Source organism: Devosia geojensis (assembly GCF_000969415.1).
In the GTDB taxonomy this organism is placed as follows: Bacteria; Pseudomonadota; Alphaproteobacteria; order Rhizobiales; family Devosiaceae; genus Devosia; species Devosia geojensis.
In genome coordinates this window covers 33,578-59,020 of the sequence record NZ_JZEX01000157.1, presented here as the reverse complement: position 1 = coordinate 59,020, position 25,443 = coordinate 33,578, and the positions used below count along the sequence as shown (strand labels likewise).

At 65.2% G+C, this 25,443-nt stretch carries 22 protein-coding genes; 1 reads left to right on the top strand and 21 read right to left on the bottom strand.

The window, feature by feature from the left end; translation table 11 throughout:
- Positions 1-113 precede the first annotated feature (113 nt).
- From VE25_RS18440 to proS, 5 genes are all read right to left on the bottom strand, one after another.
- Positions 114-2,396: an NADP-dependent malic enzyme gene (locus tag VE25_RS18440; protein ID WP_046110129.1), complete on the bottom strand. Its 2,283-nt coding sequence runs from the start codon at positions 2,394-2,396 to the stop codon at positions 114-116.
- A 103-nt stretch (positions 2,397-2,499) separates the two neighbouring features.
- Entirely contained in the window at positions 2,500-4,101 is a 1,602-nt protein-coding gene (locus tag VE25_RS18435; protein ID WP_152664675.1) for an EAL domain-containing protein, read from the bottom strand.
- A 79-nt stretch (positions 4,102-4,180) separates the two neighbouring features.
- Entirely contained in the window at positions 4,181-4,867 is a 687-nt protein-coding gene (locus tag VE25_RS18430) for an ABC transporter ATP-binding protein (protein WP_046110127.1), read from the bottom strand.
- A complete protein-coding gene (locus VE25_RS18425; protein ID WP_046110126.1) occupies positions 4,860-6,239 on the bottom strand; it encodes an ABC transporter permease in 1,380 nt (459 codons plus the stop codon). Before VE25_RS18425 ends, VE25_RS18430 begins: the two co-directional genes overlap by 8 nt.
- Positions 6,236-7,585, bottom strand: coding sequence for a proline--tRNA ligase (gene proS, locus VE25_RS18420; protein WP_046110125.1), 1,350 nt, complete (start codon positions 7,583-7,585; stop codon positions 6,236-6,238). Before proS ends, VE25_RS18425 begins: the two co-directional genes overlap by 4 nt.
- 310 nt (positions 7,586-7,895) lie before the next feature.
- Here proS and VE25_RS18415 point away from each other — a divergent pair, with 310 nt between their 5' ends.
- Positions 7,896-8,231 (top strand): MmcQ/YjbR family DNA-binding protein, encoded by a 336-nt coding sequence (locus tag VE25_RS18415; protein WP_046110124.1) that lies wholly within the window; start codon positions 7,896-7,898, stop codon positions 8,229-8,231.
- On the opposite strand, the gene VE25_RS18410 is transcribed toward VE25_RS18415, so the two are convergent.
- The 16 genes from VE25_RS18410 to VE25_RS18335 form a co-directional block, all read right to left on the bottom strand.
- Positions 8,228-8,473, bottom strand: coding sequence for a DUF1467 family protein (locus tag VE25_RS18410; protein WP_046110123.1), 246 nt, complete (start codon positions 8,471-8,473; stop codon positions 8,228-8,230). The two genes, VE25_RS18415 and VE25_RS18410, sit on opposite strands and share 4 nt — an antisense overlap.
- A 9-nt stretch (positions 8,474-8,482) precedes the next feature.
- Entirely contained in the window at positions 8,483-10,156 is a 1,674-nt protein-coding gene (locus VE25_RS18405) for a ribonuclease J (RefSeq protein ID WP_046110122.1), read from the bottom strand.
- Between the two features lie 75 nt (positions 10,157-10,231).
- Positions 10,232-11,068 (bottom strand): biotin--[acetyl-CoA-carboxylase] ligase, encoded by an 837-nt coding sequence (locus VE25_RS18400; protein ID WP_046110121.1) that lies wholly within the window; start codon positions 11,066-11,068, stop codon positions 10,232-10,234.
- The gene (gene nuoN / locus VE25_RS18395; RefSeq protein ID WP_046110120.1) at positions 11,069-12,514 is read right to left on the bottom strand and encodes an NADH-quinone oxidoreductase subunit NuoN; all 1,446 of its coding nucleotides are present in this window, start codon (positions 12,512-12,514) and stop codon (positions 11,069-11,071) included.
- A gap of 8 nt (positions 12,515-12,522) precedes the next feature.
- Positions 12,523-14,043 (bottom strand): NADH-quinone oxidoreductase subunit M, encoded by a 1,521-nt coding sequence (locus VE25_RS18390; RefSeq protein ID WP_046110119.1) that lies wholly within the window; start codon positions 14,041-14,043, stop codon positions 12,523-12,525.
- On the bottom strand, positions 14,043-16,136 hold the full coding sequence (gene nuoL, locus VE25_RS18385) for an NADH-quinone oxidoreductase subunit L (RefSeq protein WP_046110118.1): 2,094 nt from the start codon (positions 16,134-16,136) through the stop codon (positions 14,043-14,045). The genes VE25_RS18390 and nuoL overlap by 1 nt, the downstream gene beginning before the upstream one ends.
- Before the next feature lie 10 nt (positions 16,137-16,146).
- Complete coding sequence (gene nuoK, locus VE25_RS18380; RefSeq protein WP_046110172.1) at positions 16,147-16,455, bottom strand: NADH-quinone oxidoreductase subunit NuoK; 309 nt, start codon at positions 16,453-16,455, stop codon at positions 16,147-16,149.
- 19 nt (positions 16,456-16,474) lie between these two features.
- Positions 16,475-17,083 (bottom strand): NADH-quinone oxidoreductase subunit J, encoded by a 609-nt coding sequence (locus tag VE25_RS18375; protein ID WP_046110117.1) that lies wholly within the window; start codon positions 17,081-17,083, stop codon positions 16,475-16,477.
- Positions 17,084-17,095: 12 nt separating this feature from the next.
- Complete coding sequence (gene nuoI, locus VE25_RS18370; RefSeq protein WP_046110116.1) at positions 17,096-17,584, bottom strand: NADH-quinone oxidoreductase subunit NuoI; 489 nt, start codon at positions 17,582-17,584, stop codon at positions 17,096-17,098.
- Complete coding sequence (nuoH, locus tag VE25_RS18365) at positions 17,584-18,681, bottom strand: NADH-quinone oxidoreductase subunit NuoH (RefSeq protein WP_046110115.1); 1,098 nt, start codon at positions 18,679-18,681, stop codon at positions 17,584-17,586. Before nuoH ends, nuoI begins: the two co-directional genes overlap by 1 nt.
- A 9-nt stretch (positions 18,682-18,690) precedes the next feature.
- Positions 18,691-20,796, bottom strand: a complete 2,106-nt coding sequence (gene nuoG, locus VE25_RS18360; protein ID WP_046110114.1) for an NADH-quinone oxidoreductase subunit NuoG — start codon at positions 20,794-20,796, stop codon at positions 18,691-18,693.
- 5 nt (positions 20,797-20,801) lie between these two features.
- Positions 20,802-22,109: an NADH-quinone oxidoreductase subunit NuoF gene (gene nuoF, locus VE25_RS18355; RefSeq protein WP_046110113.1), complete on the bottom strand. Its 1,308-nt coding sequence runs from the start codon at positions 22,107-22,109 to the stop codon at positions 20,802-20,804.
- 2 nt (positions 22,110-22,111) lie between these two features.
- Complete coding sequence (locus VE25_RS18350; RefSeq protein WP_046110112.1) at positions 22,112-22,315, bottom strand: hypothetical protein; 204 nt, start codon at positions 22,313-22,315, stop codon at positions 22,112-22,114.
- On the bottom strand, positions 22,316-23,629 hold the full coding sequence (gene nuoE / locus VE25_RS18345; RefSeq protein ID WP_046110111.1) for an NADH-quinone oxidoreductase subunit NuoE: 1,314 nt from the start codon (positions 23,627-23,629) through the stop codon (positions 22,316-22,318).
- Positions 23,629-24,819 (bottom strand): NADH-quinone oxidoreductase subunit D, encoded by a 1,191-nt coding sequence (locus VE25_RS18340; RefSeq protein ID WP_046110110.1) that lies wholly within the window; start codon positions 24,817-24,819, stop codon positions 23,629-23,631. Before VE25_RS18340 ends, nuoE begins: the two co-directional genes overlap by 1 nt.
- Positions 24,819-25,436, bottom strand: coding sequence for an NADH-quinone oxidoreductase subunit C (locus VE25_RS18335; protein WP_046110109.1), 618 nt, complete (start codon positions 25,434-25,436; stop codon positions 24,819-24,821). The genes VE25_RS18340 and VE25_RS18335 overlap by 1 nt, the downstream gene beginning before the upstream one ends.
- Between the last annotated feature and the right edge of the window lie 7 nt (positions 25,437-25,443).

Below are 25,443 nucleotides of genomic sequence, written 5' to 3'. Positions count from 1 at the left end.
GAGCGATTAATAGGGCGTTAGGGGTGGTTTCCCACGGCCTTTTCTCTCGCCCGTCATTGCCCGGACCAGCCGGGCAGTAACGACCGGGAGTTTGCTGCGACCGGCCGGTATCCCTACCCTTCCTGCAACGCCTCCGTCGCCGCGATGGCCGCAAGGTTCACGATTCCGCGGCTGGTCACCGACGGCGCCAGGATGTGCGCCGGAGCGCGCGTGCCCATCAGCAGGGGCCCGATGGAGAGCCCGTTGTTCATCTCCTTGAGCAGCGTCATGGAAAGGTTCGCCGCATCGAGATTGGGGAAGATCAGGAGATTGGCTTCACCCTTGAGGACGGTGTCCGGGATGTAGCGCTCGCGCAGCTCGGAATTGAGCGCCAGATCCCCCTGCATCTCTCCCTCGACGATGAGGTCGGGGGCGATAGACTTCAATTGACGGTAAGCCTCGCGCATCTTCCAGGCGCTGTCCCCATCCCGCGACCCGAAATTGGAGTAGCTCAGCAGCGCCGCCTTGGCCTCGATGTTGAAGCGCTGGAGATGGTCACGCGCCTGCAGCGCTATGGCGACGATCTCCCCGGCGGTCGGGTCCACGTTGACGTAGGTGTCGGCGAAGAAGAATGCCCCCCGCGGCATGATGAGCATCGAGAGCGCCGAGACGTCCCGCACGCCCGCCTGCAGGCCGATGACCGAGCGGATATCGCGGACGTGCTTGATGTAGCGCCCGGTGAGCCCGCAGATCAGCGCATCGGCGTCGCCGCGCTTGACAGCGAGGGCGCCGATGATGGTGGTGTTGGTGCGAACGATGGTGCGCGCCGTGTCCGGCGTCACACCGTCCCGCCCGACCAGCGAGTGGAAGAGCGCCACGTAATCACGATAGCGCGGATCGTCCTCGGGGTTGATGACCTCGAAGTCCTTGCCGGGTTTCAGGGTCAGCCCGAACCGCTCGATACGCGATTCGATGACTGCCGGGCGGCCGATGAGGATCGGTCGCGCGATCTGCTCCTCGAGCAGCACCTGCGTTGCCCGCAGCACGCGCTCGTCCTCGCCATCGGCGAAGGCGACGCGTTTGCCCTGCCCGCGCGCTCGGTCGATGATGGGCTTCATCACCAGCCCCGAGCGGAAGACGAAGCGGTTGAGACCATCGCGGTAGGCGTCGAAATCGGCGATGGGCCGCTTGGCGACGCCCGTCTCCATCGCCGCCTTGGCGACCGCCGGCGCGATCCGCAAGATCAGGCGCTGGTCGAATGGATTGGGGATGATGTGCTCCGGCCCATAGACCGCCGGCGCGCCCGAGGGCGAAACCTCGAGCCCCGGTTCGTGGGCGAGCTTGGCGATGGCCCGCACCGCCGCGAGCTTCATCTCCTCGTTGATCGTCGTCGCGCCGACATCGAGCGCGCCGCGGAAGATGAACGGGAAGCAGAGGACGTTGTTGACCTGGTTGGGATAGTCCGAGCGCCCGGTGCACACCATCGCGTCCGGCCGCGTCTCCTTGGCGAGCTCCGGCATGATTTCCGGATTGGGATTGGCGAGCGCCAGGATCAGGGGCTTCGGCGCCATCCTCGCCAGCATCTCGGGCTTGAGGGCGCCCGCCGCCGAAAGGCCGAGGAAGATGTCGGCGCCGTCGATCACCTCGGCCAGCGTGGTGGCGTCGCTGGTGCGGCGGAACTGTCCGCGCCACTTGTCGTTCACGTCGTTGCGCTTGTGGGTAACGAGGCCATCCTTGTCGGCCACCCAGATATTCTCATGCCTGGCGCCAAGCGCCACCAGCACGTTGAGGCAGGCGATGGCGGCGGCCCCTGCCCCCGAGGTGCAGATCTTGGCGTCCTCGATCTTCTTGCCGGCAAGCTCCAGCCCGTTGAGCACCGCCGCGCCGACGATGATCGCCGTGCCGTGCTGGTCGTCGTGGAAAACGGGGATGGGCATGCGCGCCCGCAGTTCTTCCTCGATCTCGAAACAATCGGGCGCCCTGATATCCTCGAGGTTGATGCCGCCGAACGTCGGCCAGAGCGGCGCGACGGCGTTGATGAACTTCTTCGGCTCCGTCTCGTCGATCTCGATGTCGAAGACGTCGATGCCGGCGAACTTTTTGAAGAGCACAGCCTTGCCCTCCATTACGGGCTTGCTCGCCAGCGCCCCGATGTTGCCGAGCCCCAGCACCGCCGTGCCGTTGGAGATGACCGCGACGAGATTGCCGCGCGAGGTATAGCGCGTAACGGCTTCTGGATCGGCGGCGATCTCCTCGCAGGGCGCGGCGACGCCCGGCGAATAGGCGAGCGCCAAGTCCCGTTGGTTGCCGAGGGGTTTCAATGGCTGGATTTCGAGTTTGCCGGGCTTGGGAAACTCGTGAAAATGCAATGCGGCTTCGCGCAGCGCGGCGCGCTGCTGGTTGGCGTCAGACGGCACGGGGAGTTCTCCTGCGATCCTTCCGCGCCGTAGGTGCCATCAATCGGATCGGAATGAAAGGGGTTTCGCCGCCACTTCCGGCATGCGGTGGCGCCAGGACCCGTCAGGCTGCGCGAATGGAGGATGCCGCGCGCTGCGCGCGGGCCGGCGCCACGGCGTTGAGCGCCTGGGCCAGCTCCTTGAACGCGGATGCCTTGAGGGCGGGAGCGAAGAGGAAGCCCTGCGCCTGATAGACGCCGCGGGCGCGCAGGTAGAGGGCCTGGTCTTCGGTCTCGACGCCCTCGGCGACGATTTCGGTGCCGAGATCGCGAGACATGGCGATGAGGCCGTCGAGCACCGGCACCTGCGCCACGCCCGGCTTGATCATGTCGACGAACACCCGGTCGATCTTGATGATATCGACCCCGAGAGTGGCGAGATACGCGAGGTTGGAGTGCCCCGTGCCCGTGTCGTCGAGCGCCAGCCGCGCACCGAGCGCGTGGAGGCCCGAGATCACGGCGTGGGTCTGCATGGAGTTGCCGAGCGGGCGCCGCTCGGTGATCTCGAACACGAGCTGGGTGAAAGCGATCGGCGAGCCGCCGAATATGGCCTGCACGTCCTCGACGATCGCGCCGTCCTGGAAGTGCCCGTCAAACAGGTTGATGGAGATCTTGAGGTTCGGCATCTCGCGCGCGAGCTGCCCGAGATCGGCCTTCACCTGCTCCATCAGCGAAAGGGTCATGGGGATGGCGAGGCCCGTCGCCTCGGCGTATTCGATGAAGGCGCCGGGCGGCACCATCTTGCCGTTGCGCTTCTCCCAGCGACAGAGCACCTCGCAGCCGAGGAGCTCGCCGGTGCGCAGGTTGATGACCGGCTGGTAGAACGGCTTGATCTCCCCACGCGCGATCGCGCGTTCCAGATCGAAGGCGGGCACACCCGTGCGACGCACGTAATAGAGCGCCAGCACCAGCAGGACGGCGCTCATGAGGCACGCGACCACGGTGAGGCTGAAATCGAGATCGGCATAGCGGGCCCGCGCCATGGCAAAGGGCGTCGCGACCTCCACCCGCAGCGGCAGCGTGCCGGCGAAGGTCTGGGCCGAGACGAAATCGGCGCTCGATGAGCGCCGGTCGAATGCTTCGGCGGCTCCCACGGTGAGGATCGCAGCTCCGTTGGTCAGCGAAACCCGCGCCATCGCCATCGGCGGCATGCCCTGCACCAGCGCCTCGCGCGGCAGCGCCAGCAGCGGCACGAACCCGGAGACGATCCGGCTGTCGCCGTAAGGGCGCGCCAGGCGCAGCGCCGGCATCTCCATGCCCTCCATGCGCACGACCTGCAGGCGATCCGGCTGACCGGAAATCGGCAGGCTCTCGGAAAGGGGCGAATAGCTGACAGTGCGTCCAAAGGCATCGCAGTACTGCACGCCGTCGGCATTCTCGACCAGCACCTGCTTCAGGGTCAGGCGGGACGCGATCTCGCGGTGCACATTGCTGATGAATGTGGGCGTACAAAGCGAGGGGCTGTCGGCAATGATGTGCTGGAGGGACTCGACGGCGCCGTCGGCGGCAGCGCGGATCTGGCCGGCGATGCCATCCGCCGTTTGCTGCAACACGCGCTCCTCATGCGTGCGCACGTAGCCGTCGAGCAGGTAGTCCACCGCCGCAATAGGCAGGAACGCCAGCACGGCGCAGATCAGCGTCAAGACATTTGAGTATTTGGATTTCACGCAAAAACCCGCCCCGCAACAGGAAAGGAGGATTAGGCGCGAGGTGCTAAGGTTTCGCTAATGAATTGAACGGCCAGCGCTAGAGTTGGTGGTCGACCACCAGTCCGTCCTGCAACGTTACGATCCGGTCGGCGCGGCGCGCCAGATCGTGGTTATGCGTGGCGATGAGCGCGGCCGCGCCCTCATTGCGGATCAGCCCGAAAAGCGCATCGAAAACGAGATCGCTCGTCGCGGGATCGAGATTGCCGGTCGGCTCGTCGGCGAGGATCACCCGCGGATGGTTGGCCGCGGCGCGGGCGATGGCGACGCGCTGCTGCTCGCCGCCCGAAAGCTCGGCCGGCCTGTGGCTCGCCCGCGGGCCGACGCCGAGGAGATCGAGCAGTTCCCGCGAGCGCTTCTCCGCTTCCGCCAGCGGCTTGCCGGCGATGATCTGCGGCATGGAGACGTTCTCGAGTGCCGAGAACTCGGGCAGCAGATGATGGAACTGGTAGACATAGCCGACGGTCGAGCGGCGCAACTGCGTGCGGCCGCGGTCGCCGAGACGGCTGGTCTCGATGCCCATGATCTCGATCTCGCCCGATTGCGGGCTTTCGAGCAGGCCGCAAAGATGCAGCAGCGTCGACTTGCCGGCGCCGGAGGGCGCGACGATGGCGACGAGCTCGCCGCCGTTGAGGGTCAGGTCCGCCGCTTCCAGCACGCGCACGAACTTGTCCCCCTCCCCGTAGTGACGGTGGACGCCACGCAGCACCAGGTGCGGTTCACTCATAACGCAGCGCCTCGACGGGATCGTACTGGGCAGCCCGCCAGGCCGGGTAAATGGTGGCAAGGAAGCTGAGAGTCAGCGCCACGCAGACGACGACGATCACTTCCGTCGGGTCGGTGCGCGACGGTAGGCGCGAGAGGTAGAAGATCTCGGGCGGGAAGATCGCCACCCCCAGGGTATTGGAAACGAAGGCGCGCAAGGGCTCGGCATTGGCGGCGATGACGAGCCCGAGCACGAGCCCGATCAAGGTGCCGGCAACACCGATGGCCGTGCCCGTCATCGAGAAGATGCGCATGATCGAGCCGCGCGTCGCCCCCATGGTGCGCAACACCGCGATGTCGGCCGCCTTGTCCTTCACCAGCATGACGAGCGAAGAGATGATGTTGAACGCCGCGACCAGCACGATGAGCGAGAGGATGGTGAACATCACCACCCGCTCGACCTGCAGCGCCGAAAAGAAGGTCTCGTTGCGCTGCTGCCAGTCGGTCAGCACCAGCGGCCGATCGCCCACGGCGTTCTGGATGCGCTCGCGCATGCGCATCACGTCGTCGGGATTGGCGATGAAGATCTCGGCGGCCGTGGCGCGGTAGACCCGGTCATAGGCCGCGTCGATCTCTTCGTCGCTCGCCATCGGATCGAGGGGCCCGAGGCCGGGCTTCAGCACGTCCTCGTAGAGCCTGAAATATTCCTGTGCTGGCTCGAGCGGCATGTAGATGAAGAAGCTGTCGAACTCGACCATTCCGAGATCGAAGATGACGTTGACCGGGTAGGATCGGATCTGCGGCGTCGTGCCGAAGGGAGTCGTCGCCCCGTCCGGGTTGATGATGGTGACGGGATCGCCGATGCTGACGCCAAGGCGCTGCGCCAGCCGGTAGCCGATGGCCACCCCCCTGCTCTCGTCCCAGCCGTCCCAACCGCCCAGAATCGCCGAGTTGCTGAGCAGCGGCAGCTTCTCGATGTTCTCGAGATCCATGCCGCGCACGGTCGCGCCGGTCGACTCGGTCGTCCCCGAAGCCAGCACCTGCCCTTCGACGAAATAGACGGCGGCGGTGACGCCATCGACTGTTTCGATCCGGTTGATCAGGTCCTGGTAATCGGTGAACTGCTGTTCGATCGGAAAGGCGGTGAAGTGCCCGTTGAGCCCGAGGATCTTGGAAAGAAGCTCCTCGCGGAACCCGTTCATCACCGACAGCACGACGATCAGCGCCGCAACGCCGATGGCAACACCTGCCACCGTAAACCCGGCAATGACCGAGATGAACGTGTCCGACCGGCGCGCACGCAGATACCGACCTGCCACCAGCCATTCGAAGCGGGAGAAGGCGCGGGTGCCTTGCGTGTTCTTGTCGAGAACGGGCGGTAGAGCCTGGTTCAAACGTTGTTCCGCCTTTGCGGCTCGATGAGGGACTTGAGGCGCTCGACCGCCTGGGCGATCGGCAGCGTCTCGCGCTCGCCGCTCTTGCGGTGCTTGATCTCCGCCTCACCCGAGGCAAGGCCGCGCGGCCCCAGCACGATCTGGTATGGGATGCCGATGAGGTCGGCCGTCGCGAACTTGGCGCCCGCCCCCTGGTCGCGATCGTCATAGAGCACATCGATGCCGGCGGCCGCGAGCTCGTTGTAAAGCTTGCCGCAGGCCTCATCGCATGCGGCATCGCCCGCCTTGAGGTTGATCAGCATCGCCTCGAACGGCGCAACGCTCACCGGCCAGACGATGCCGGCGTCGTCGTGGTGCGCTTCGATGAGCGCGGCGGCAAGCCGCGACGGCCCGATGCCGTAGGAGCCCATATGCACCGCCACTTCCTTGCCGTCAGGCCCCATGACCTTTGCGTTCATGGGTTCGGAATACTTGGTGCCGAAGTAGAAAATATGGCCGACCTCGATGCCGCGCGCCGAAACGCGTTTTTCCTCCGGCACGCTGGCCTCGTACTCGGCCATGTCGACCATCTCCTCGGTCGCCGCATAGAGCGAGGTCCAGTCGTCGACGATGGGCTTGAGGTCGCCGCGGAAGTCCGTGTCGGGACCCGGAATCGGCTTGTCGAGCAGATCCTTATGACAGAAGACCGCGCTCTCGCCGGTATCGGCGAGCACGATGAACTCATGGCTGAGGTCGCCACCGATCGGGCCGGTGTCGGCGCGCATGGGAATTGCGATCAGCCCGAGGCGGTGGAACGTGCGCAGATACGCAACGAACATGCGCTCGTAGGCCTTGACCGCCCCATCCTTGTCGAGATCGAAGGAATAGGCGTCCTTCATCAGAAACTCGCGCGCGCGCATCGTGCCGAAGCGGGGACGCACCTCGTCACGGAACTTCCACTGGATGTGATAGAGGTTGAGCGGCAGGTCCTTGTAGGACTTCACGTAGGACCGGAAGATGTCGGTGATCACTTCCTCGTTGGTGGGCCCGTAAAGGAACTCGCGCTCGTGCCGATCCTCGATGCGCAGCATCTCCTTGCCATAGGCGTCGTAGCGATCGCTTTCGCGCCAGAGGTCGGCCGATTGGATGGTGGGCATGAGGAGCTGGATGGCGCCGGAACGGTTCTGCTCCTCCTCCACGATCCGCTGGATCTTCATCAGCACCTTGTAGCCGATCGGCAGCCAGGAATAGAGGCCGGCGGCCTGCTGGCGGATCATTCCGGCGCGCAGCATGAGGCGATGCGAGACGATCTCGGCTTCTTTCGGCACCTCGCGCAGCACGGGCAGAAAATAGCGGGAAAGGCGCATGGAAACTCCGTTCTGACTGGCCCGACTCAAGCGTTTTGCCGTCGCACAGTCAAATCGTACTCGTCCATCCGTTGCAAGCATGGAGGGCATGCAGATTCTGCGTGACAGCTTCACGACATGTTGTTAGGGTCGCGCGCAATAACACGAAGGTGGTTCCAAACCGCCGGACGCCGACAACGTCAAGGGAGGAGCGTTGGCCGCCGCTGCATAGCTGGCCTAAGACCAACGTATTGTCGCGCAACTCAATCAAGCAGGGCTTTCATGCCCTGCTTTTTTGTTTCCGGCCCCGAAAGTAATGGTGGGGAGGACCATGGCGAACGCCAACGATCTCAAGCGGATAGCTCAGGATCTCGAAGGGACGGTGCAGGCGCCGCACTTCGAGCGGACCGCCTTTCGCGTCGCACGCATCTACGCAACGCTTGCCGCGGACGGGTTGACCGTCAACCTCGCCTTCACGCCCGACGAGCAGGAGTTCAAGGTGATGATGGCGCCTGCCGCGTTCGCCCCGGTTCCGAATGCCTGGGGCAAGCAGGGCTGGACGACGCTGACGCTCTCCGCGGTGGATGAGGATGAGCTGCGCGCCGCCCTCGAGATGGCGTGGCGGCACGCGTTGCCGAAGCCAAAAACGCCGAAGAAAAGGTCCTAGGACCAGTACTCGCGCAGCGTCGGGTTGGAGAGGCCCCAGAAGACCAGGGCCGTCAGCACGCAGGCAAGTATCGTCGTCGCGAGAAGCTTCGGCCACAGGCGCAGCAGCGCGGGCGCGCCGGGCTCCGTTCCCGGCACCACCCTGCCCTCATCGATCTGGTTGTGCACCTTGAACGGCAGGACCATGAAGAGGCACAGCCACCAGACGACGAAATAGATCGCGATGATCGAACCGATCTGCATGAAGCGAAATCAAACCCTGTGTACGAAGACGGTGACGTTCGGCTTGCGGCCCCAATACGCGTTGACCTCGCCGCGGATGGCCTTGAACAGGGCCGACTGCAGCACCGTCGGGTCGGCCCGGCGCTTGGGCGGTACGCTCTTCAGCGTGCCCGCGATCGTTTCCTCGACGAGCTCGCTCAGCGACTCGTCCTCGGTCTCGGGCAGCCCTTCGATCATGAGGTCCGGGCCCGAGACCACGTCCCCATTGCGGTTGACGCAGAGCGAGAGCACCACGTGGCCGCCGAACGAGAGCCGCCGGCGCCCCTTGACCCCGCTCTCCTCCGGGGTGCAGAGCACCAGTCCGTCGAGGTAGAGCTCGCCGGCGCGCACCTCGGCCGGGAACGCCATCGGCTCGGGAAAAAGCCGCACGAGATCGCCGTTACGCGCCTCGATCACGTCGGGAATGCCTTCCTCGCGCCCGAGCTTTGCATGCGCCTGCAGGTGCATCGCCTCGCCGTGGACCGGCACCAGCACCTGCGGCTTGACCCAGGAATAGAGCCGGCGCAGCTCGTCGCGACGGGGATGGCCGGTGACGTGCACCAGACCGTCCTTCTGCGTGACGACATCGATGCCCCGGTCGATAAGCATGTTCTGGATGTCGATGACCTCGCGCTCGTTGCCGGGAATGGCCCAGGAGGAGAAGATCACCCGGTCGCCCGCGTTGAGATCGATAACCGGATGCTCGCCGCGCGCAATGCGGGCGATCGCCGCACGCGGCTCGCCCTGGCTGCCGGTGCAGATGAGCACGCACTTGTCGCGGGGCACCGATCTGTAGGCGTCCTGGTCATGCAGCTTCGGCAAGCCCTCGAGCATGCCGAGTTCCTGCGCGATCCCCATGATGCGGTGGAGCGAGCGCCCGGACATCACCACCTCGCGCCCGGCCTTCTGCGCGGCCCGCACGATCGAGATCACCCGGCCCACATTGGAGGCGAAGGTGGTCAGCGCCACCCGGTGCGGCGCTTCGGCGATCATGCCGGCAAGCGTTGCGGCGATGTCGGCCTCCGACGGGCTCTCGCCATCCTTCATCGCATTGGTCGAATCGCAGATGAGCGCCAGCGGCAGATCGCTCTCGCTGCCGATGCGCTCGAGCCTCGCGATATCGGTCGGCGGAGAGGCGACGGGCGTCGGGTCGAGCTTCCAGTCGCCCGTATGCAGCACCCGCCCGATGGGCGTGGTGATCAGCAGGCTGTTCGATTCCGGGATCGAATGGGCGACGTTGATCGCCTCGATGGTGAACGGCCCGATGGTAAAGGGCTTGCCCGGCCGCATGATCGTCACGTCGACGTTCTCGACGATTCCGTCCCCGGCGCGCTTGGCCGCCAGCATCGCGGCGGTGAACGGGGTGGCGAACACCGGCTTGTCGAACGCCGGCCAAAGGTCGAGGGTTGCCCCGTAGTGGTCCTCGTGGCTGTGGGTCAGGACGAGCGCCAGCACGTCGTCCATCCGGTCCTCGAGAAACTCCGGGTTGGCCATGATCAGCTCGATGCCCGGCAGGCTCGGGTCCCCGAAGGTGACGCCGCAGTCGACCACGATCCATTTGCGCGCACGCTCGGGGCCGAACCCGTAGGCCCCCATGTTCATGCCGATTTCACCCACGCCCCCAAGGGGCACGAAGACCAGCTCGTCCTGCTGTGTCTTTGCCATAATGTCATTCCCAATACGGGCAGACGCGGCCGGGGCGACTCCCCCATCCGCCGCAGTTCTGCACTCTGTCGTCGGTCAGCTCCGGGCGCTGGCCGTTGCCCCAAAATGGACGTCGCCCGCCGTGATGGCGATGCGCCGGTCGTCGGCGGCGCGCACAACCAGGCGCCCGTCGTCGTCTATCGTTTCAAAAATGCCGCGCAGCACCTCGCCCTGATGGCTGACCGCGACCGGTGCCCCGATGCCGGCCGCCGCCGCGCGCCAGTGCGCGAGCACATCCGCAATCCCACGCCCGTCGCGCCAGAGGCCGAACACATCGACCCAGGCGTCAGAAAGGGCCTCGAACACATCCGCCGCCGAGCGCTCGACGCCAAGCTCGGCAAGGCTGGTCGCCGGGTACGGCACATCCTTGGGCGAAGCGACGGCGTTGACGCCGAAGCCGACGGCGATGGCATGCCGGCCGTCGGCGAGCTTCTGCGCCTCGAGCAGGATGCCGGCGAGCTTGGAGCCGTCCGCCAGCACGTCGTTCGGCCATTTGAGCGCGATACGTGCCGCCCTTCCGCCGGAAACGCCGTCCGCACCATCTATTCCTATACGTACCGCCGCCCCCGGCAGCACAGCGCCGAGCGCCCGGTTGAGCGCGACGCCTGCAACGAACCCGAGCGTCGCGGTCGCCGCCGCATCGGCGTCCGGCACGATGAGCAGCGTCGCAGCGAGGTTCCCGTAGGGCGATGCCCACGGGCGGCCGCGCCGCCCCCGGCCCGACGTCTGCTGCAGCGCGGCGAACCAGAGCCCGCCGGGGTCGCCCGCCGCCGCGGCAGCGAGCGCCTCGTTGTTGGTCGACCCGATGCTGTCGTAGCCCACCAGCCGGTAGCCGGCGGCGCGGGCCTTCGCACCGAGGATGAACTCGGGCACCTAGAGCAGGCTTCCTGCAGCCGTGTGAGCGAGGCTCGCCAACGGGCTGCCTACGGTGAAGTAGTAGGTGACCAGCAGAAAGCCCGTAACGGCCATGATGACGTTGAGCTCGCCCGGCACGGCCTGGAAGCGCGCCACCGGCTCATCGAAGTACATGACCTTGACGACCCGCAGGTAATAGAAGGCCGAGACCGCCGAGGCCAGAACGCCAATCACCGCCAGCACGAAGAGCTGCGCCTCGATGGCCGCGAGGAACACGTGCCACTTGGCGAAGAACCCGGCAAGCGGCGGCAGGCCGATCAGCGAGAACATCAGGATCGCCATGATGGCGGCGACGAACGGCCGTTCCTTGGAAAGGCCTGCCAGATCGTCGATGTTCTCGACATATCCGTCGACGGTCCTCAGCGACAGCAGGCAGGCAAAGAGCCCGACGGTCATGGTGATGTAGATCGCCATATAGATGGAGACCCCCTCGATGCCCGCAGCAGTGCCCGAGGAGAGTCCGACGAGCGCGAAACCCACGTGACCGATCGACGAGTAGGCGATGAGGCGCTTGAGCGAGCGCTGCCCGATGGCGGCGAACGCGGCGAGCACCATCGAGGCGATGGAGAGGAAAATGATGATCTGCTGCCAGTCGCGGGTGATGGGCTCGAACGTGTCCATGACGAGCCGGACCAGCAGCGCCATTGCGGCTACCTTGGGCGCGGTGGCAAAGAACGCCGTGACCGGCGTCGGGGCACCCTCGTAGACGTCCGGCGTCCACATGTGGAACGGCACGGCCGAGATCTTGAAGGCGATGCCCGCGAGCAGGAACACCACGCCGAAGATGAGGCCGATCGAGCGGCCTTCATTGGCAATGGCGACGACGATCTCCTGCAGGTTCGTGTGGCCGGTGAAGCCATAGATCAGCGAAGCGCCGTAGAGCAGCATGCCCGAGGAGAGCGCGCCGAGCACAAAGTACTTGAGGCCCGCTTCCGAGGCGCGCGCGTCATCGCGCTTGATGGCGGCGACGACATAGAGCGAGAGCGACTGCAGCTCGAGCCCGACATAGAGGCTCATCAGGTCGTTGGCCGAGACCATGGTCATCATGCCGAGCGTCGCCATGAGCGCCAGTACGGAATACTCGTACTTGTGCACCCCGTTCTCGGTGGCGTTGGAGAACGAGAGGACGATGGCGAGCGCGGAACCGCCGATCACCAGAGCCTTCATGTACCGGGAGAAGCTGTCGGAAATGAAGACGCCGTTGAACAGCACCCCGTCCGCCCCCTGGAACACGACCATGAAGCCGGCAACGGCGAGAACGACGACTGCCCCGACGGTGACGAGCACCGACCGTTCCTTGTTGACCACGACGCCGACGAGCAGCAGCACGAGCGCCGCAAGCGCAAGGAACATCTCGGGGTAGGCTGGAGCCAGGCTCGCGAAGCTGGTGACGTCCGAGTTCATGGCGACTCCTAGTGGGCAGCAGCCGCGACGACGGGCTCAGCCTCGAGCCCGACGGCAGCGGAATAGTGGGCGACCAGGGCATCGACCGCGCCGGCGGTCGTGTCGAGGATAGGCGCCGGGTAGAAACCGAAGACGATGGTCAAGACGATCAGCGGATAGAGCACCACCTTCTCCTTGAAGGAGAGATCGAGGATGCCCCTGAGCGAATCCTTGGTCAGCGCGCCGAAGATCACGCGACGATAGAGCCAGAGCGCGTAGCAGGCCGAGAAGATCATCCCGGACGCCGCACCGAAGGCCACCCAGGTGTTGATCTGGAACACCCCGATCAATGTGAGGAACTCACCGACGAACCCGGACGTGCCCGGCAGGCCGACATTGGCCATGGTGAAAATCATGAAGGCGAAAGCGTAGCGCGGCATGCGCTCGACGAGCCCGCCATAGGCGGCGATATCGCGGGTGTGCATGCGGTCGTAGACGACGCCGACGCACAGGAACAGCGCGCCCGAGACCAGGCCATGCGAGAGCATCTGGAAGATCGCGCCCTGGATGCCGAGCGCATTGCCCGCGAAGATGCCCATGGTGACGAACCCCATGTGCGCGACGGACGAATAGGCAATGAGCTTCTTGACGTCCTCCTGCACCAGGGCGACGAGCGACGTGATGATGATCGCCGCGACCGAGAGCAGGAAGACGAAATTGGCGAACTGGGCCGAGGCGTCCGGGAACATGGGCAGCGAGAAACGCAGGAACCCATAGCCGCCGAGCTTCAGGAGGATCGCCGCCAGGATCACCGAACCTGCAGTCGGCGCCTCGACGTGCGCCTCCGGCAGCCAGCGGTGGAACGGCCACATCGGCATCTTGACCGCGAAGGACGCAAAGAACGCCAGCCACAGCCAGACCTGCATTTCCGGCGGGAACGGATGGTTGAGCAGGCGGACGATATCGGTCGTGCCTGCGTTCCAGTACATGGCCATCATGGCCAGCAGCATCAGCACCGAGCCGACGAAGGTATAAAAGAAGAACTTGTAGCTCGCCTGGATGCGGCGCTTGCCGCCCCAGATGCCGATGATGAGGAACATCGGCAGCAGCGTGCCCTCGAAGAACACATAGAACATGGCGAGGTCGAGGGTGACGAAGACGCCGATCATCAGCGTCTCGAGCACCAGGAACACGACCATGTATTCCTTGACCCGGCTCTCGACCGAATCCCAGCTCGAGATGACGACGATCGGCATCAGCAGGGCCGAGAGCACCACGAACAGCACCGAGATGCCGTCGACGCCTACCCGGTAGCCGATGTTGTCGCCGATCCAGGCGTGGTTGACGACGAACTGGAAACCGGGGTTGGACGGATCGAACGCGGCCCAGAGCACCAGCGAGAGCGCCAGCACCACCAGCGTCGTCACGAGTGCGATCCAGCGCGACAGGTTGGCGGTGCTCCCCTGCCCCGCCGGCACGAGGAGGATGGCCGCCGCTCCCAGGAGCGGCAGGAAGGTGAGAAGGGAAAGGATGGAATTCTCGAAGGTCATCAAAGCAGTCCCCCGGCGGCGATCGCCCAGGTGAGGATGGCCGCAACGCCGATGAGCATGGCGAAGGCATAATGGTAGAGATAGCCGGACTGCAGCCGCACGACCCAGGACGTGATGTTCTGCACCCGGCGGCCGAGACCCTCGGTGATCTTGCCGTCGATCAGCCAGTCATCGAACCCGCGCCAGAAGGCGCGCCCGATCCAGAGGGCCGGCTTGACGAAGATCCTGTCGTAGAGCTCGTCGAAGTACCACTTGTTGAGGAGGAACCTGTAGAGCCCCGGATTGCGCTCGGCCAGGCGCTTCGGCGTTTCCGGATCGCGGATGTACATGTACCAGGCGGTCACGAACCCGATGATCATGGCGACGGTCGCCGACCACTTAACCCAGGTGGGCACGTGGTGCGCGGCCTCGATGATGTCGTGGTCGACGAAGATCGAGCCGGCGAAGAAGTGCTCGATGTGCTCCACTTCGTGGAAGAACATGCCGTAGAAGACGACGCCCGAAAGCACCGCGCCGGCCGCCAGCACGTAGAGCGGAATCAGCATGACGTTGGGCGACTCGTGCGCATGGTCGTGCGCGCTGCCGTGGTGCCCGTGGCCGTGGTCGTCGGCATGGTTATCGAGCGGCTCGTCATGCGTCTCGGCCGCGGCATGGGCCGGGTCGGGATGCGCTGCGTGACCGTGCGATGCATCACGCGGCGACCCATGGAATGTCAGGTGGACGAGGCGCCAGGAATAGAAGCTCGTCATCAGCGCGGCGATCACCAGCATCCAGAAGGCGAACGAGCCGAGCGTGCCGCCATAGGCATAGGCGCTCTCGATGATCGCGTCCTTGGAAAAGAACCCGGCAAAACCAAAATTCGTGCCCGGAATGCCAACGCCGGTGAGCGCCAGCGTGCCGATCATCATCATCCAGTAGGTGACGGGAATCTTGTTCCGCAGCCCACCCATGTTGCGCATGTCCTGCTCGTGGTGCATCGCATGGATGACCGAGCCGGCGCCGAGGAACAGCAGCGCCTTGAAGAAAGCGTGAGTGAAGAGATGGAAGATGCCGGCCGAATAGGCGCCGACTCCCAAGCCCACGAACATGTAGCCGAGCTGCGAGCAGGTCGAATAGGCGATGACGCGCTTGATGTCGTTCTGGACGAGGCCAACGGTCGCGGCAAAGAACGCCGTGATCGCGCCGATGGCGATGACGACCATCAGGGCGCCCTGCGACGTCTCGAACAGCGGCGACAGGCGCGCCACCATGAAGACTCCGGCCGTGACCATGGTCGCGGCATGGATGAGTGCAGAGACGGGCGTCGGGCCCTCCATTGCGTCCGGCAACCAGGTGTGGAGCAGGAACTGCGCCGACTTGCCCATGGCGCCCATGAAGAGCAGCAGGCAGACGACGGTCATGGCGTGGAAATCCCACGACAGGAACCGGATGGTCGCGCCAGCCGCTTCCGGCGCCGCATGGAAGGCGCCGTCGAAGTCGATGTGACCGAGCACCATGAAGGCGGCGAAGATGCCGAGCGCGAAGCCGAAATCGCCGACGCGGTTGACGACGAAGGCCTTCATCGCCGCGGCATTGGCCGACGGGCGCGTATACCAGAAGCCGATGAGCAGGTAGGACGCCAGGCCCACGCCTTCCCAGCCGAAGAACATCTGCAGGAAGTTGTCGGCCGTCACCAGCATCAGCATGGCGAAGGTGAAAAGCGACAGGTACGCGAAGAACCGGCTGCGGTGCGGATCCTCGGCCATGTAGCCGATGGAGTAGACGTGGACGAGGCTCGAGACCGTCGTGACGACGACGAGCATGATCGCCGTCAGCGTGTCGACGCGCAGGATCCAGCGCAGGTCCATGTCGCCGACCTGGATCCAGCGCATGACCTCGACCTTGAGGACGGCGCCATGGCTCGCCTCGTCGATGACCGCACCGGCGAGCCCGTCGCCAAAGGCGACAGGAAAGAAGACGACCCACGAGAGCACCGCCGAAACGATCAGCAGGCCCGTTGTGATGAGCTCGCTGGTGCGGTGGCCGATGGTGCGGCCGAGCAGCCCTGCGACGAGCGCCCCGATGAGGGGCAGAAAGACAATCGCTTGAATCATGGCGGGTGCCCTAGCCCTTCATCATGTTGACGTCGTCGACCGCGATAGAGCCGCGGTTACGGTAGAAGATCACGAGGATGGCAAGGCCGATGGCCGCTTCCGCCGCCGCGACGGTGAGGATCATCAGCGCGAAGACCTGCCCCTGCAGGTCCCCGAGGTGCGCCGAGAACGCCACGAGGTTGAGATTGACCGCGAGGAGGATCAGCTCGACCGACATCAGGATGATGATGACGTTCTTGCGGTTGAGGAAGATCCCGAAGACGCCGAGCGTGAACAGGATTGCCGCTACGGTCAGGTAGTGACCGAGCCCGATTTCCAAGCCCATTTGCATGCTCCCCTTACAGCCCCTGCCCGCTCTTGACCTTGACGACCTGCAAGGTCTCGCTCCGTTTCCTGCCGACCTGCACCGCCGGATCCTGCCGCTTGACGCCGACTTTGTGGCGCAGCGTCAGCACGATCGCGCCGATCATGGCCACCAGCAGCACCGCGCCCGCCGCCTGGAAGAGGTAGACGTAGCGCGTATACATGATCTGCCCGAGCGCGCGCGTGTTCTCGAGCCCGCCATCGATCGGCACCACCGCCGATCGGGCGATTTCCGGCGAGACCGCGAAGCTGCCCGCGACCAGCAGCAGCTCGAGCAGCAGGACGATCCCGACCAGCACGCCGACCGGCGCGTACTGCAGCATCCCCGAGCGCATCTCGGCGAAATCGACGTCGAGCATCATCACCACGAAGAGGAACAACACCGCGACCGCGCCCACATAGACGACGACGAGGATCAGCGCCAGGAACTCCGCGCCCGCCAGCAGGAACAGTCCCGCCGCATTGACGAAGGTGAGGATGAGGAAGAGCACCGAATGCACGGGGTTGCGCGACGCGATGACCATCAGCGCCGAGGCGACCGCCACGATCGAGAACACATAGAAAAAGAACAGCGGAAGGGTCATCCTCTTCCCTCTTTAGCGGTAGGGCGCGTCGGCGGCGAGGTTCGCCGCGATCTCACGCTCCCAGCGGTCGCCGTTGGCAAGGAGCTTCTGCTTGTCGAAGTAGAGCTCCTCACGGGTTTCGGTGGCGAACTCGAAGTTCGGGCCTTCGACGATCGCATCGACCGGGCACGCTTCCTGGCAGAAGCCGCAATAGATGCATTTGACCATGTCGATGTCGTAGCGGACCGTGCGGCGCGTGCCGTCGTTCTGGCGCGGCCCCGCCTCGATGGTGATGGCCTGCGCCGGGCAGATCGCTTCGCACAGCTTGCAGGCGATGCACCGCTCTTCCCCGTTCGGGTACCGCCGCAGCGCATGCTCGCCGCGGAAGCGCGGGCTGACCGGCCCCTTCTCGAACGGGTAGTTGATGGTGGGCTTCGGCGAGAAGAAGTAGCGCATGGCGAGGAAGAACGCCGAGACGAACTCCTTCAAGAGCAGCGAATTGACGAACTGGGCGGCGCGCATCAGACGACTCCTCCGTGCCAGCCCCAGCCGGTGAGCTTGAGCACGAATGCCACGACGAAGATCATCACCAGCGAAATGGGCAGGAACACCTTCCAGCCCAGCCGCATGAGCTGGTCGTAGCGGTAGCGGGGAACGATGGCCTTGGTCATGGCGAACATGAAGAAGACCAGGGAAAGCTTGAGGACGAACCAGAACGCCCCCGGCAGCCAGGTGAACGGCGGCAGGTCGATCGGCGCAGCCCATCCCCCGAGGAAGAGGATCGTGGTCAGCGCGCACATCAGGAGGATCGAGATGTACTCGCCCAGCATGAACATCATGTACTGGGTCGACGAGTACTCGACCATGAAGCCGGCGACGAGTTCGGATTCACCTTCCGGCAGGTCGAAGGGCGGGCGGTTCGTCTCGGCGAGCGCCGAAATGAAGAAGATGACGAACATCGGGAAGAGCGGCAGCCAGAACCAGTTGAGGAACGACAGCCACGGCAGCCCGATGGCATGGGCGAGCCCCATTTCCTGCTGCGCCATGACGATATGCGTCAGGTTCAGCGACCCGACGCAGAGCAGCACGGTCACGATGACGAAGCCGATGGACACCTCGTAGGAGACCATCTGCGCGGCCGAACGCAGCGCGCCGAGGAACGGGTACTTCGAGTTCGACGCCCAGCCGGCCATGATGACGCCATAAACGCCGAGCGAGGATATGGCGAAGATGTAGAGGACGCCCACATTGATGTCTGCAAGCGCCCAGCCGGCATCGAGCGGCACCACGGCCCAGGCCGAAAGCGAGAGCAGCGCGGTGACGAACGGGGCAAGAAGGAAAAGCGACTTGTCGGCGCCCGCCGGAATGATCGGCTCCTTGAAGACGAACTTCAAAAGGTCGGCGAACGACTGCAGCAGGCCGAAGGGTCCGACCACGTTGGGGCCGCGCCGGATCTGCACCGCCGCCCAGACCTTGCGGTCGGCGAGCAGGATGAAGGCCGTGAAGACCAGCAGGGCGACGAGCAGCAGCAGCGCCTTGTAGATGAAGCCGACCTGCTCCCCCCAGCCGAGGACCGGGATGCCGAGCAGATAGTCGAGCGCGGCGAGAATGAAATCCATGTCCGTCCCCTACTCCGCTGCCTGCCGCTGGCCGGCAGCGAGCGCGGCGCATTCGCCCATGGTGGCCGAGGCCCGCGCGATCGGATTGGTGAGATAGAAGTCACTGACCGGCGACGCCAACGGCGCCGACTTGGTCTTGGTCGCGGCCTTCGCGAGCTTGGCGATGTCGGCGACGTTGCCCGGCGCGATCTGGTCGATGCGCGCCAGGTGCGGGAACTCCGCATAGATCGCCGCACGAAGCTGGCCCAGCGAGTTGAACGGCAAGGGCTGGCCGATGACGGCGGAAAGTGCGCGGATGATCGCCCAGTCTTCCTTCGCGTCGCCGGGCGGGAAGACGGCGCGGTTGGTCATCTGCACCCGGCCTTCCGTGTTGACGTAGGTGCCGCTTTTTTCGGTATAGGCCGCGGCCGGCAGGATGACGTCGGCGCGGTGCGCGCCCGCGTCGCCGTGGGTGCCGATATAGACGACGAAGGCCTTGCCCATGGCCGCCATGTCGTATTCATCAGCGCCCAAGAGGAACAGCACGTCGAGTTCGCCCTTGCCGGCAAGCGCGATCTGGTCGGCCGAGCAGACGCCCCCGTCATGCGGAACAAAGCCGATGTCGAGGCCACCGACGCGGCTCGCCGCATTGTGGAGGAACGCAAAGCCGTTCCAGCCTTCAGCGATGTTGGCGCCGGAAGTCGCGAGCTTGGCGGCGAGCGCGATGACGTCGCGGCCGACCTGCTTGCCGAGCTTGGAGTGGGAAACCGCGCCTTCGCCGACGATCACCAGCGGCTTCGTTGCGTTGGCGAGCACTTCGGCGAAGTTGGTCTTGCCGGCGGCGAGATCCGCCAGCGTCTCGTAGCCTTCGCCGAGATAGTCGTAGGAATAGGTGAGGTCCGCCGCCTCGCCGATGACGGCGATCGGCACGTTCTTGGCGCGCCAGGCCTTGCGGATGCGCGCATTGAGCACCGCGGCCTCGCAGCGCGGATTGGCGCCGATGATGAGGATGGCGTCGGCTTCCTCGATCCCCGCGATGCCGGGATTGAAGACATAGGCCGAGCGCGGCATCGACGGGTCGATCCCGGACATCGCCGGACGCACGTCCGTCATGCCCGAGCCCAGCGAAGCCAGGAGGGCCTTGAGCGCATACATCTCTTCCACGGCCGCCAGGTCGCCGGCGATGGCGCCGACCTTGTTGCCGGCCTTCTTGATGCGCGCGGCGACAGCGGCGAACGCCTCTTCCCAGGTCGCCGGCTGCAGCTTGCCGCCCTTGCGGACATAAGGCCGGTCGAGCCGCTGGCTTTTCAACCCATCCCAGACGAACCGGGTCTTGTCCGAGATCCACTCCTCGTTGATCGCGTCGTTGACGCGCGGGAGGAACCGCATGACCTCGCGACCGCGGCTGTCGACGCGGATGTTGGAGCCGACGGCGTCCATCACATCGATGGATTCGGTCTTGTTGAGCTCCCACGGACGCGCCTGGAAGGCGTAGGGCTTGCTGGTCAGCGCACCGACCGGGCAGAGGTCGATGACGTTGCCCTGCAATTCGCTCGTCAGCGCCCGCTCGAGGTAGGAGGTGATCTCGGCGTCCTCGCCGCGCCCGACGAGGCCCATCTCGGAGATGCCGGCAACCTCGGTGGTGAAGCGGACGCACCGGGTGCAGTGGATGCAGCGGGTCATGGTGGTCTTGACCAACGGCCCCAGGTACTTGTCCTCGACGGCGCGCTTGTTCTCGATATAGCGCGAGCCCGAGACGCCGTAGGCCATCGCCTGGTCCTGCAGGTCGCACTCGCCGCCCTGGTCGCAGATCGGGCAATCGAGCGGATGGTTGATCAGCAGGAATTCCATCACGCCTTCACGGGCCTTCTTGACCATGGGCGTGTTGGTGAACATCTCCGGCGGCTCGCCGTTCGGCCCCGGACGCAGGTCCTTGACCGACATGGCGCACGAGGCCTGGGGCTTGGGCGGACCGCCCTTTACCTCGACGAGGCACATGCGGCAGTTGCCGGCAACCGAAAGGCGCTCATGGTAGCAGAAGCGCGGAATCTCGGCGCCCGCGGCCTCGGCCGCCTGCATCAGCGTGAAATAGTCCGGCACCTCGATAAGTTGGCCGTCGACTTTGATCTGAGCCATCAGCTTTACTCCGCCGCGATCGAGGGTACGGCGCCCTCGGACGTGGAATTGTAGGTGTAGGCGTCGATCCGCTCTTCGATGACGTGGCGGAAGTTACGGATCAGCCCCTGGATCGGCCAGGCCGCCGCGTCGCCGAGCGCGCAGATGGTGTGGCCTTCGACCTGCTTGGTCACTTCGAAGAGCATGTCGATTTCGCGCTTCTGCGCGCGCCCCTCGACCATGCGCTCCATCACCCGCATCATCCAGCCCGTGCCCTCGCGACACGGCGTGCACTGGCCGCAGCTCTCGTGCTTGTAGAAGGCCGAGAGGCGCCAGATCGCCCGGATGATGTCGGTCGACTTGTCCATGACGATGACCGCCGCAGTGCCGAGCGAAGACCCGACTTCACGAAGTCCGTCGAAGTCCATGACCGCGTTGCGGATTTTCTCGCCCGGCACGCAGGGCACAGACGCCCCGCCCGGGATGACGGCAAGCAGGTTGTCCCAGCCGCCGCGGATGCCGCCGCAGTGCTTCTCTATGATCTCCTCGAAGGTGACGCCCATGGCCTCTTCGAAGGTCGCCGGCGTGTTGACGTGCCCCGAAACGCACATGAGCTTCGTGCCGGTATTGTTGGCGCGTCCGATCGAAGCGAACCAGGCGCCCGAACGGCGCAGGATCTCCGGCACCACCGCGATCGACTCGACGTTGTTGACCGTCGTCGGGTTGCCGTAGACGCCCATGCCGGCGGGGAACGGAGGCTTCAGGCGCGGCTGGCCCTTCTTGCCCTCGAGCGATTCCATCAGCGCCGTTTCCTCGCCGCAGATATAGGCGCCGGCGCCGTGGTGGACGATGATGTCGAGGTCCCAGCCGTGGATGTTGTCCTTGCCGATCAGCTTGGCGTCATAGGCCTCCTGCACGGCATGCTCGAGGCGCTGCCGCTCGCGGATGAACTCGCCGCGCACATAGATGAAGGCGAGGTGCGCATCCATGGCGCGGGCCGCCAAGAGGCACCCCTCGACCAGATGGTGCGGATCGTGGCGCAGGATCTCGCGATCCTTGCAGGTGCCCGGCTCCGACTCGTCGGCGTTGACCAGCAGGTAATGCGGGCGCCCGTCCGAGACCTTGGGCATGAAGGTCCACTTCAGCGCTGTCGGGAACCCTGCCCCGCCGCGCCCGCGCAAGCCCGAGGCCTTCACCTCGTTGGTGATCCAGTCGCGCCCCTGGTCGATGAACTCGCGGGTGCCCGCCCAGGCGCCGCGCTTGCGCGCGCCCGCCAGCGTCCAGTCGCCCTGGCCGTAGAGATTGGTGAAGATGCGGTCTTTATCGGCGAGCATGTTCAATCGTCCCGCTTGCGCAAGTATTGGACCCAGGCCACCGCGCCGACGACGACGCTGGCAATGACGAGGAGGAAGGGCTCGATCTCGAACCCGGCGCTGCTCGACAGCCCGAAGACGATGGCAAAGCCGACCGCCACGAACGCAACGCCCATGGCGTAGTCCTTGGCGGCGAGCTTGCCGAATGCGAGTTTCTGGCCGGCCATTTAGCGCGGGTCCTTTCCGAACACCTTGCGGTATTCCTCGACCCCGCCCTTGGCGAGCGCCTTGGCCTGCTTCACCCACTCGTCGCGCTCGATCCGGCCCCGGAAGTTGAGCACGGCATCGACACGCGCGATGTCCGCCTTCTTGAAGGCGGCGACCTGCGCATATTTGGTGATGCCGAGTGCGTTGAGCTTGCCTTCCAGCACCGGGCCGACGCCCGAGATGAGCTTCAGGTCGTCCTTGGGACCGACCGGCGCGGTAAAGAGTGGCGCGATGCCACCCTTGTCGGCCGACGGGCTGACTTCGGCGGGATCGGCGCCTTTGACCTTGCGGACCGGGGCCTTGGCCGTGCCCGCGGAAGCCGCGCCCTCTGCGGGAACGGCCCGCGTGCGCTTGCCCGGCGCCTTGCCGGTATCGACCTTGCCGCCCTCGGCTTCGGAACCGACAGCCCCTTCGCGCATCGCCGTATTCGGCTTGCCGTTCGCCTTTGCCTCGACATCGGCCTGCAGACGCTCGCCCTCGGCCTTGGCCTGCGAGACCTTGGCGCCCTTGCGGGCCGGTTCCTTGAGCGCCGGAGCCGATTCCGCCGTCACATCCTTGGGCTTGGCGGCAGTCGTCGGTGCCGGCGCAGGCGCCGCGGGGGCTGCCGGTGCGGCAGGAGCTTCCGGCGCCGGGGGCGGAACGAACTTTTCGCGCGTGGCGGTCGGCTCTTCGAGCAGGTTTGTGCGCCCGCCAATCGCCGCCGAATTGTGCCGCTCGATCTGCGTGCCCGGCTTGATGGTGTCACCCTTGCCGGCAGCGAACGCGTCGATGATCTCCTCGAGCCGCTCCGGCGTCAGGTCCTCGTATGTATCCTGGAAGATCGCGACCATCGGCGCGTTGACGCACGCCCCGAGGCACTCGACCTCTTCCCAGGAGAGCGTGCCATCCTCGTTGGTATGGTGCGCTTCCGGATGAATCTTCTTCTGGCAGACGGCGCGCAGGTCCTCGGCGCCGCGCAGCATGCACGGCGTCGTGCCGCACACCTGGATGTGGGCGCGCGTGCCGACCGGCTGCAGCTGGAACTGCGTATAGAACGTCGCGACCTCGAGCACGCGGATATAGGGCATGTCGAGCATGGCGGCGACCTTCTCGATCGCGGCGCGGCTGATCCAGCCTTCCTGCTCCTGCGCACGCATCAGCAGCGGAATGACCGCAGACTGCTGCCGACCGACCGGGTAAAGCGCGATGCGCTTTTCCGCCCACTGGGCGTTGTCATTGTTGAAGGCGAATTCGGCCGGCTGGACCGAATCTTCCGCAAGGCGACGCGCAACCATCAGCGATCAACCTCTCCGAACACGATGTCGAGCGAACCCAGGATCGCCGCAACGTCGGCCAGCATGTGGCCCTTGCAGAGGTAATCCATGGCCTGCAGATGGGCGAAGCCGGGAGCCCGGATCTTGCAGCGATAGGGCTTGTTGGTGCCATCCGACACCAGGTAGACGCCGAACTCGCCCTTGGGGGCTTCAACGGCGGCATAGACCTCGCCGGCCGGCACCTTGTAGCCCTCGGTATAGAGCTTGAAGTGGTGGATGAGAGCTTCCATCGAGCGCTTCATCTCGCCGCGGCTCGGCGGCACCACCTTGCCGTCGAGCGAGGAGACGGGGCCCTTGCCTTCCGGCGCATTCAGCTTGGCGATGCACTGCTTCATGATCCGGTTGGCCTGACGCATCTCTTCCATGCGCACCAGGTACCGGTCGTAGCAGTCGCCGTTCTTGCCGACGGGAATGTCAAAATCCATCTCGTCGTAGCACTCGTAGGGCTGGGCCTTGCGCAGGTCCCACGCCGCGCCCGAGCCGCGCACCATGACGCCGGAGAAACCGTAGCCCCAGGCGTCCTCCAGCGGCACCACGCCGATGTCGACGTTGCGCTGCTTGAAGATGCGGTTCTCGGTCAAAAGCCGGTCGATGTCGTCGAGGGCTTTCGGAAACTCGTCGCAGAAAACCTCGATGTCGTCGATCAGCGCCTGCGGCAAGTCCTGGTGCACGCCGCCCGGCCGGAAATAGGCCGCGTGCATGCGCGCGCCCGAAGCGCGCTCATAGAAGACCATCAGCTTCTCGCGCTGCTCGAACCCCCAGAGCGGCGGGGTGAGCGCGCCGATGTCCATCGCCTGCGTCGTCACGTTCATCAGGTGGGCAAGCAACCGCCCGATCTCGCAATAGAGCACGCGGATGAGCTGACCGCGCCGCGGCACCTCGATGCCGAGGAGCTTCTCGACGGCAAGCGCGAAGGCATGCTCCTGATTCATCGGCGCGACATAATCGAGCCGGTCGAAATAGGGGATGGCCTGCAGGTAGGTCTTATACTCGATGAGCTTTTCGGTGCCGCGGTGCAGCAGCCCAACATGCGGATCGACCCGTTCGACCAGTTCCCCGTCGAGCTCCAGAATAAGACGAAGCACGCCGTGTGCGGAGGGGTGCACCGGACCGAAATTGAGCGTGAAATTGCGGACTTCGACTTCGGACATTACTGCTTCGCCTTCTCGTCGCCCGGCAGCACGTAGTCCGTGCCTTCCCACGGCGACAGGTAATCGAACGAACGGAATTCCTGCGTCAGCTTGACCGGCTGATAGACCACACGCTTGCGTTCCTCGTCGTAGCGCACCTCGACGAACCCGGTGAGCGGGAAGTCCTTGCGCAGCGGATGCCCGTCGAAGCCGTAGTCGGTCAGGATGCGGCGCAGATCCGGATGACCGGAGAACAGCACGCCGTAAAGGTCATAGGTCTCGCGCTCAAACCAGTTGGCGCCCGGGAACACGCCCGTGATGCTCGGCACCGGCTCGATGTCGTCAGCCTCGAGCTTGACGCGGACACGCTGATTGAGATGCGGGCTGAGGAAATGGTAGACCACGTCGAAGCGTCGCTCGCGCTCCGGATAGTCGGCCCCGCACACGTCGATGAAGCTGATGAACCGGCACGACGGATCGTCGCGCAGGAACGTCGCGACCTCGACGATTGAGTCGCATGCGACCGTCACGGTCAACTCGCCGAACGTCACCTCATGGGAGACGACCGCCTCGCCCAGCGCGCGCGCGATATGTTCGCCAAGTTCAGCCAGCGGCTCGACTTGAATGATCTCGTCCATGGCTGCC